Source organism: Treponema sp. UBA7567, from assembly GCF_002476655.1.
Lineage (GTDB): Bacteria > Spirochaetota > Spirochaetia > Treponematales > Treponemataceae > Treponema_D.
This window is the reverse complement of the sequence record NZ_DLLH01000031.1, coordinates 1-9,111: the sequence shown is the minus strand read 5'-3', so window position 1 is coordinate 9,111 and position 9,111 is coordinate 1. Positions and strand designations below refer to the sequence as shown.

7 protein-coding genes are annotated in these 9,111 nt (G+C 41.8%); 3 read left to right on the top strand and 4 right to left on the bottom strand.

The window, feature by feature from the left end; all coding sequences use genetic code 11:
- The coding region (locus B3Y13_RS03945) for a C-GCAxxG-C-C family protein (protein WP_296692823.1) at positions 1 to 334 on the bottom strand (334 nt) is incomplete at its 3' end.
- A gap of 220 nt (positions 335 to 554) precedes the next feature.
- Between B3Y13_RS03945 and thiI the strand changes: the two genes are divergently transcribed.
- Entirely contained in the window at positions 555 to 1,799 is a 1,245-nt protein-coding gene (gene thiI, locus B3Y13_RS03940; RefSeq protein WP_296692822.1) for a tRNA uracil 4-sulfurtransferase ThiI, read from the top strand.
- 113 nt (positions 1,800 to 1,912) lie between these two features.
- On the opposite strand, the gene B3Y13_RS03935 is transcribed toward thiI, so the two are convergent.
- The 3 genes from B3Y13_RS03935 to B3Y13_RS03925 all read right to left on the bottom strand — a co-directional run bounded on the left by B3Y13_RS03935 (position 1,913) and on the right by B3Y13_RS03925 (position 6,857).
- Positions 1,913 to 3,751: a hypothetical protein gene (locus tag B3Y13_RS03935; protein WP_296692821.1), complete on the bottom strand. Its 1,839-nt coding sequence runs from the start codon at positions 3,749 to 3,751 to the stop codon at positions 1,913 to 1,915.
- A gap of 171 nt (positions 3,752 to 3,922) precedes the next feature.
- On the bottom strand, positions 3,923 to 5,650 hold the full coding sequence (locus tag B3Y13_RS03930) for a hypothetical protein (protein ID WP_296692820.1): 1,728 nt from the start codon (positions 5,648 to 5,650) through the stop codon (positions 3,923 to 3,925).
- A 7-nt stretch (positions 5,651 to 5,657) separates the two neighbouring features.
- The gene (locus B3Y13_RS03925; RefSeq protein ID WP_422664322.1) at positions 5,658 to 6,857 is read right to left on the bottom strand and encodes a glycosyltransferase; all 1,200 of its coding nucleotides are present in this window, start codon (positions 6,855 to 6,857) and stop codon (positions 5,658 to 5,660) included.
- Between the two features lie 187 nt (positions 6,858 to 7,044).
- Here B3Y13_RS03925 and B3Y13_RS03920 point away from each other — a divergent pair, with 187 nt between their 5' ends.
- Positions 7,045 to 7,839, top strand: a complete 795-nt coding sequence (locus tag B3Y13_RS03920) for a uracil-DNA glycosylase (RefSeq protein WP_296022752.1) — start codon at positions 7,045 to 7,047, stop codon at positions 7,837 to 7,839.
- Between the two features lie 3 nt (positions 7,840 to 7,842).
- A partial coding sequence (gene priA, locus B3Y13_RS03915; RefSeq protein ID WP_296692818.1) for a replication restart helicase PriA occupies positions 7,843 to 9,111 on the top strand: 1,269 nt, incomplete at its 3' end.

The window sequence follows — 9,111 nt, the reverse complement described above, 5'->3', positions numbered from 1 at the left end:
ATTCGCAAAGAACTTTTCCTGTTGAAAGGCCTTTTAGCTCTCGGCAGAGAGTTGCGCCGCATTTTTCCTTAAAGTCAGAAAGTATTTTTTTTGCGGCAACTGAAGTTCCTTTTCCTCCGGTCAAAAACCCTGCAACCATTACGGCTCCGATTAAGGCGCCGCATGTGGCTTCCATACAGCCCATTCCGGCGGCAAAACCAGCACCGCTTTTCATCAAATCGTCAGAAGAAAGCGGAAGCCTGTCTTCAAAAACTTTCAGCACCGACTGAGTACAGTTGCATTGTCCAGTCGCCTTTAATTCGGCCGCTTTTTGAGCGCGTTCTTCTAAATTCATTATGTCTCCTATAAAACTCCGCGTTAGCGGCGAGCCACGTAAGTTTTCCAAACATCAAAAAAGTAACTGCGGAAGAATAGCACAAAATTCAAAAAAATACATCGCAAAAAAAAGATTTCACAAAGTTTGAAAATCGGATATAAAAATTGAAAAAAAACTTCAAAACCTTACCGGAACAATTTTAATGGAACAAGATTTTTTTTTCTGTTATATTGGTTTTATGGTTACATATTTGGGAAAACTTGGCGAGCTTACTTTGAAGGGCTCCAATTTAAAATCATTTGAAAAGCTTTTGGTTCAAAACGCTAAATCTTATCTTCTGTCGGTCGAAGCAAAAGTTCACTTGAATTTTGGCAGGCTTTATATTGAATGTGATGAAAGCGCCTGTCCTGCCGTTGAATTTGCGCTTGACCATTTGACAGGAATTACAGGCTGGGCAAAGGCCGAAGTCTGCGGCAAAAACATTGAATCAATTCAAAAAAAAGTTCTGGAACTTGCAGAATCAGAAAAAAAACGCGGTGCTAAAACATTTAAAATCGAGGCAAAACGAAGCGACAAAAGCTTTGAGCTTGACAGCTACGGAATTATGCGCGAAGCCGGAAATCTAGTCTACGAACAGAAAATTCTCGACGTAGACGTTCATTCGCCGGACGTTGTTTTTACTGTGGAAGTGCGCGACAAAGTTTACGTTTACTCGGATTCAAAAAAAGGCTGCCGCGGACTTCCTGTCGGCTGTTCAGGCAAAGGGCTTTTACTTTTGAGCGGCGGCCTTGACAGTCCGGTTGCCGGTTACAGGATGATTCGCCGCGGAATGACGGTTGAATGCGTTTATTTTCACTCATATCCTTACACTTCCGAGGAAGCCCAGAAAAAAGTCGAAAAACTTGCGGAAATTGTAAGCGGCTATGGAATAAGACTGCACTTGAACACAATTCCTTTTACAAAGGTTCAAATGCAGATTAAAAAAAAATCTCCGGAAAATTATACAACTCTTATGCTCCGCATGTGCATGATGAAAGTTGCGACTATGCTCGCAAAAAGAATCGGCGCTGACTGCCTTATAACCGGCGAAAGCCTCGGCCAAGTTGCAAGCCAGACGGTCGAAAATATGGCTGTAACTGAATCTGCCTGCGGACTTCCGCTTTTAAGACCACTCGTTGGTCTGGACAAAGAAGAAATCATTGCGACAGCAAGAGAAATCGGCACTTACGAAACTTCAATTCTGCCTTACGAAGACTGCTGCGTGCTTTTTAGTCCAAAACATCCAGTTCTGCGCGCTCCGCTTGACGAAGCCCGGAAAATTTTTAACAGCCTCGAGGCCGACTCTCTTATCGAAGAAGCGTTCAACAACAGGGAGCTTATGAGATTTGAAGCCGCAGGATTTGTTGCTCAAAACTGGGGAACAAAAGAAAACACAGAAAAACTTTCAAAAGACCATGCGGTCTTGATTCCAAGGGAAAAATAAATTTTCTCGAAAGTCTAACTTTTTAAGGTTTATAAGGGGAGAAGCCTCTCCCCTCGCGGCAAACTTCGTAAGCCGCTCCCCTCTCTGCGGGGACACCCCGCAACGCCCCGGCTCTAATACGTATATCTAAAACCGAGCGTAAAATAGTGGTTTACCCTGTCGGTTAAATTTTCAATCCATTCGCTTTTTTGCCTAGCGGCAACTTCTTTAGCTGCTGCATAAAGTTCGTCTTTTGTAAGTGAACTTTTTCCATTAAATCTATAATATGTTGTCTCGTTACCTTTATCATCTTTATCTGTATAAGGCTCAAATCCAATGCCCTTATAAATATTTTTATTAACTCCGGAATTTTTTACATATTCAAAGGTGTAGCCTGCAAGAAAAGTAAGCTGTCCGCCTCTTGTCTTTGGAAGGTCAATCTCAGCTGTAAGTCCAGCCTGCATTACAGCCATCTTGTGGTCAGAAGTCATAAATCCGAGATTTTCCCAGGCCTGATCAACGTGCGTTCCAGAAGTTCCGTCCGGGTCTGAAAACATCTGGTGCATGTAAGCAGAGCCGTCTGTCGCATACTGGCCCTCTTTTGCAAGAACATATTCCGCCGCGTCATCATCGTCAAATGCTTCCGCCGAATTTGCATGGCGGATAAAATTCGTTGCAAAGCCAAATCTCATAAACGGCTTTGGAGAAAATTCCGCATAAAACGAAACTTTGTCGGAGTTAGGATCTAGCGCGGAACCAATATTCACTCCTGCGTTCGTGTAATTCTGGCGGTTTGCAGTAGCCCCGGAAATTTCTCCCGAATCGTCGCTTCCGTATTCCCAATGCGCATAAACATAAGGCAAGACAATCTGATAATTAAGTCCGATTTTTTTGCAAGCTGTGTTTGACGGAGCAAAAACAAGTCCTGTCTGCCCTGCCACGCGGATTTTTGTGTCAAAATTAAGTTTTACAATGTCGTTCACTTCAATATCATCAACAAAAATATCTGTCGACCACAGAAGTCCGTTTGCCGGTTTTATATTGAGCACAAGTCCCATTTGCAAATTGTCATTAGCTCCTCCAATATTTTGAATCGGCATGTACGGAACAGGGAAAAGATACGAAATGTTCATATTCGGGCCAAAAACAATGTTCTCGTAATATGAAATATTGATAAAATCGTTAAAGCGGTAATTTATAGAATGAAATGAAAGGTATTTTCCGTCGCTGTGGTCGCTGTATTTATAAGGATTGTTCGTCGTTGCGCCAATAATTTCAAAAACCGAAGAATAGCTCCACTTTTTTCTGGTTACGTTCATAATAAGGTTTGCAGAATGAAAAGAAGTGTCGTTAAGGGCAAGTCCGTCGTTCAAAAATGAACCGTAGCCTATTTTGCTAAGTCCGGCAATTGCATAATATTCATTTGTGCCGACAGCAACGTTTGTGTTCCAGTCAAGGTAAATGGCAATCGGGCCAATGCTTGAAGAGTCAAACACTGAATCCGGAGCCTTGTTTTTGTAAAGAGGGGCAATATCTTCGTAATCTGTAGCTTCCGCATACATTCCAAGGTCGTAGCCAACAGAAATGTACGGATTAAAAACTATTTCTCCGGCAATTCCGCCTTCGCCTTTTACGTTTTTTGTGCCTTTGTCGTTTTCTTCCGTCAGGTCTTGAGAAGCCTTGTATTCACCGTCGCCAGAAACATAAAGATTTAAAGACTTTCCGAAAATTCTTTCATATTCATAAAGCGCAAATTCGCGGTCATTTTTGTCGCCCTTGTCTATAACTTCTTCGAGAATAGATTTTATAAGGTTTGAAGGATAAGGACGAATCTGCGGAAGAGCCGAAATATAGCCTTTTAATTCCCAGCCCTGAGCCTGAGAATAAAATCTGTCCGTCGGATCTACGCTGACCTGGGCAAACAAACAGAACAAATTTGCAAATAAAACTGCAGAAAGAAAAAATTTTTTCATAAAAATCCTCGTTTTGAAAAATTATATCAGAACATTCCAGTTTTGCTATGCAAACATCGCGGCATCAACTACGGCAATGGCAGTTTTGTCAGCACGGGAATGGCACTCAAATTGCGGTTCTTATCAAAACCCGACATTTTGGCTAAATAAACATCTCCAGCTTAAAACAATTTACAATTTAATCGAACACGCTCCGGCAACTTCAAGTCCAGCGGCTTTTTTTCCTTCTTCGTGTCCCTTGTTGAATATAAACACAAAGGAAGGCTGCAGGACACATTCGATTTTTGACGAAAAATTGTACGTTCCGCGGATAGAAATTCTGTTTACAAACTCAGGAGTTCCTGTCGGAGTTACAAGCGACTGCAGCTCCTTTGCAGTTAATGATGGAAAAACTGAATTTTTTCCGCTGCTTCCAGGATAACACCAGCCTTTAGTATCCTCATCACCTGTATTAGTAATAGCATTATCATTTGTATGAACTCCGCCCCACAAGTATTTTCCGTCGCTACCTACCATTGTGTCAAAAACACTTGTTCCGGACATTTCGCCTCTTGCCATAAAAAGATAGATAAAGTTCAAAGCCCATTTTTCAGGAACTTCGTATCCCATGTTAAGCTCTCCGCTGATTGTGTCAGGACCAAAAGGAGAACCAATCCATTCGTAGAACGGATATTTTTTGTTTCCCATGTTTTCGGCGTATGTGCGGACCAAGGACCAGTTCGGGCTTTCCTTTATGTAAAGATACGGCTGCGCATAGCTTCCTTCAAGCGCGAATGTAAAACGTCCTTTTGAAAAAGGAAGCGTATACCTTCCTCCAAGCTGGCCGCCCATTGCGTTCGGCGTCGTGTCGTCTGGATAGTTTGAAGTTTCGTAAGAAGTCTGAAACTGTGTCATGGCAAAAAGACCGTAGAATTTTAAATTTGAAACAGGAGCAAACTGAAACTTTATGCCAAGATATGCGCCGGTATGGCTTTCCCTGTCATAAGAATCATCGTCCTCGTCGGGATATTCACGCCACGGAGCCATTCCATGAAAAATCGTAAAAGGATTTAAGTAGCGCAGTTCAACAGGAGCATTTACAAAAACGCCCTCAAGCGCCGTAATTGTCAGTTTCTTAAAAAGCCTTATATCAAACTGATGCGCGTACATATAGCGGTCAACGTTAAACTGGCTTACAATTCCTGTGTATTTTATGTCTGGAGAATAAACCGAAAGCTGGGCATAAGAAGCTCCGGTAAGATATTCAGACCAAATCATTGAACCAGTAAGCGTTTTTCCGATGTTTCTGGCGCCTTTTCCAATCTGAAAAGAAACTCCTGTCTTTTGTGTCAATCTGTGCCCGATCGAAAAATATGCATTGTCTGGAAAGTTGATGTCGATTGAATCCGCAGAAAGAGGAACATTTGAATATACGTCATTTTTTACGGCATTGTTTTTATTCATTCCAAGAAGAATATCCATCTTCATTGCAACAAAATCCGAAACCGTAAAATTTAAAGGAACAAAAATGAACGGCTTACGCTCATATCTGTCATAAACCCAGTCAATATCGTCATTCGTCTTATAAAAAACAGAAAGATTAAAAGAAGGCTCTATTCCAAAGTTTATGATGTCGGATTTTAAGCCAATCTGCTCATATTCAAAATAGTTCTGAATTTTTTTGAGTTCTGCATGGCCGGCTTCGCTCAGCTTAAAAAAATCGATTTCCTGCAAATAAAGCTTTAGCTCAGAAATTGAAGCCGGCTCAGAATCAGCAAAATTTACAATTCCGCTTTCCATGCACAGGTTTTCGATTGAGTCGTAAATCCAGTGTCCGGCTTCCACAAGCTCCTGCTCTCCTCGGGCAAAGGCAAAAAATGAAATTCCGCAAAAGAGAACAGTTGAAAATATTTTTTTCATAACGCTTTTATTCATTTTTTAATCCATTTTTTTCTGAAATTTTTACGGCAACAGCCTTTTCGTAACATTCGACAAGCTTTGGCGTCAAGGAAGAAATTTTCCATTTAGCGCCCCAAGACTTAGCTTCGAGCGATTTTTCTTTTCTGAGATTCTGGTCTTCGAGAAGGAGCTGGACTTTTTGGGCGAATTCATTCACATCGTCTTTTACCATAAATCCGCCGTTATCGCCCTGCATTACGTCAACAGTTCCCAATTCTCCGATTGCAACAACAGGAAGACCGCTCAACATAGCTTCTACAGTAACAAGTCCCNNGACGCTTGCCATTCTGTAAAAATATATCAAGTCCTCGCCGGGAATGTAACCTGTAAAAAAAACTGAATCTGCCAATTTTTGATTTTCTGCCAGTTCCTTGAGCTCTTCAAGATAAGGACCGTTTCCAACAAACAAAACAGCAGTCTTTTTATTCTTTTTTTGAATTTCACGCAGAACATCGAGCAGAAATGCGCAGTTTTTTTCTTTTACAATGCGGCCAACAAAAAGAAGTATTTTTTTGCCTTTTATTCCTGGACATTTTGAGTAAAGTCTGGAACGAACCGCCATTCCCCGTTTTATCGAATATTTTAATTTTTCTTCGGGAATTCCTGTCGGAAGAATATCCGGCGTTTTGTCTATTCCGTATCTTGAAACGACAGAAGCAATTCTTTGAGTTGGAGCAATTATCTCGTCAGCGCGCTTAAGATAATACTTTACGATTCCTGCGCCGATTTTGCGAAGACTTATATCAGGCAAAAAATTGACGTAATTTGAAAGATAATCTTCCCACATCGTATGAAAGGTAAAAACGCATGGAAGTTTTCGGTGACGCGCATAAATAGAACCCAAATAGCCGATAGTCCACTCAGAATTCAGGTGAACTACGTCCGGTTCGAATTTATCAAGAGATTTTTTGAGATAGTGCCAGGTATTCAGACGCACAATGCGGTCTTCCTTCGAAAAAACAACTGAGGTTGAAGGAATACGGAGGATTTTAAAAGGCGCAGTCGCATCGCTTTCTTTTTCGTTAAAAAAAGAGCTTCTCTGCTGTTCCTGAGAATATTCGAGGCAGACAACGCAGACTTCGTGCCCGATTCTTGAAAGCTCAGTGGCAAAAGATTTGACAGAAACAGAAACACCATTGATTCTCGGAAAATAGGCGTCTGTAAACATTGCTATTTTCATAGAACTTGTATTCTACTCAATTAAAACGGCAACTTCAAGATGAAGACTGACGGACAGTTTTATATGCCAGGAATTAGCCAAGCCTTTCTTTATAATTTTTTTCATATGCTTTAAAACCGCAGATTTTATGTTTTTCGGATGAATTTTTCCAGAGAATTCTATAAACTTATTTTATATGACTTCAGAACAAAAACAGCAGATTTATTCGCTTTTAAAAACCGCATCAGATTCTATTTTGGGCTACAAATCTAAAAGTTTTGACGAAAATGCTCCGTTTTTTAAGGATGATGAAAAAATTCACACTCAGGAAAAACAGCAGCCACAACAAAAAATTCAGCCACAGGAAAATACAAAAAGCTTAAATCAGATTTTGCCGCAGCCGATGCAAAACGTAATCGAAAAAATCGCGCAGTGCTCACGCTGTCCGCTTGCAAAAACCCGCCACAACACAGTTCCAGGAACAGGGGTTTCTTCTCCATTTGTTCTTGTAATCGGCGAAGGACCGGGCTTTGAAGAAGATATGCAGGGGCTTCCATTTGTAGGGCCAGCAGGACAACTCTTGGACAAAATGCTCGCCGCAATCAATTTGAGCCGAATTTCAAACGTTTACATTGCTAATATCGTAAAGTGCCGTCCGCCTCAAAACAGAAATCCTTATCCTGAAGAAGCAGATGCGTGCTCTTCTTTTTTGCAGGCGCAGATTGCGCTTTTAAAACCAAAGGCAATTCTCTGCGTAGGAACAGTTGCCGCAAAAAACCTTTTAAAGACCGAATTTGGAGTTACAAAACTTCGCGGACAGTTTTTTGAATATCAAAATATTCCCGTCTGCGTAACTTACCATCCAAGCGCTCTTTTAAGAGACAATTCACTAAAAAGACTTGCATGGGAAGACTTGAAATTCTTTAAGACAAAACTGCTTGAATTAAACCCAGGCTACGAAAGCCAATATATTCCATATATAAAACAATAAAAAATGGCAAAATATCTTCAGGTTGCGCTAAACGTTCCCTTAAACCAGACATTCACTTACCTCAACATAGAACCTTCCGAAATTTCTAGAATCGGATGCAGGGTTGAAATAAAATTCGGAGCACGAAAAACAAAAGGATGCGTCGTAGACGAATTTGAAAACCTTCCGCCAGATTTTCCAGTCGAAGAATCAAAAATCCGTCCAATCACAAAAGTTATTGACGAAAAACCGCTTTTAACTCCGGAACTGATCGAACTTGCATTCTGGGTTTCAAAATATTACATCTGCGCAATCGGCGAAGCTGTAAGCGCCATGCTTCCTTCTGCAAAACGAGAAACCGATGCCGGAGGATTTTCGTTCGTAGATGAAATTTCTTCGGAAAAAGCGGCTGTCTTGAGCGAAGAACAGGAAAAAGCCGTAAAAGAAATTCTTTCGCCAGAGGCAAATACAAACCTTCACTATCTTTACGGGCCGACAGGCACAGGCAAGACGGAAGTTTTTCTTCAATGCGCGCAAAAAATCCTTGATCAAAAAAAAGGCGTAATCTACCTTGTGCCGGAAATAGGCCTTACACAGCAGGTTATCGAGGCAGTCGTAAAAAGATTCGGCCAGACGGCGGCTGTTCTTCATTCAGGCCTAACCCCAAGCCAAAAATTAAGCGAATACCACAGAATCTTAAACAGAGAAGCGCGGGTCGTAATCGGCGCGCGAAGCGCGGTCTTTGCGCCAGTTCCAGACCTCGGCCTTATAATAATCGACGNNCCGCGCTACCATGCAAGACAAGTTGCAATGTACCGCTGCAAAAAACAGAAAATTCCTCTTGTAATGGGTTCGGCGACGCCGAGCGTTGAAGCCTGGTATCTTATGAACACAAAGACAATCGCCAGGCACACTCTCTCAAAACGTCTGGCCGGCGGAAAAATGCCTCAAATCAAAGCAATCGACCTAAAAAACGAGCCCGCCGACACACTCTGCATTTCCCGCGAGCTCGATCACGAAATAAATAAAACCCTTGCGGAAAAAAAACAGACAATTCTGTTTTTAAACCGCCGCGGCTTTACCCATTTTTACCGCTGCCGCTCCTGCGGATTTGAGTTAAAATGCAAAAACTGTTCTGTAAGCCTTACCTACCACAAGGCAGAAAACCGCCTTCGCTGCCATTACTGCGGCTGGAGCACAACGCCGCAGCAGCAGTGTCCGCAATGCGGCTCTCTTGATGCAGGCTATTCGGGCTTTGGAACAGAATTTATAGAATCCGAAGTAAAGGCAAAA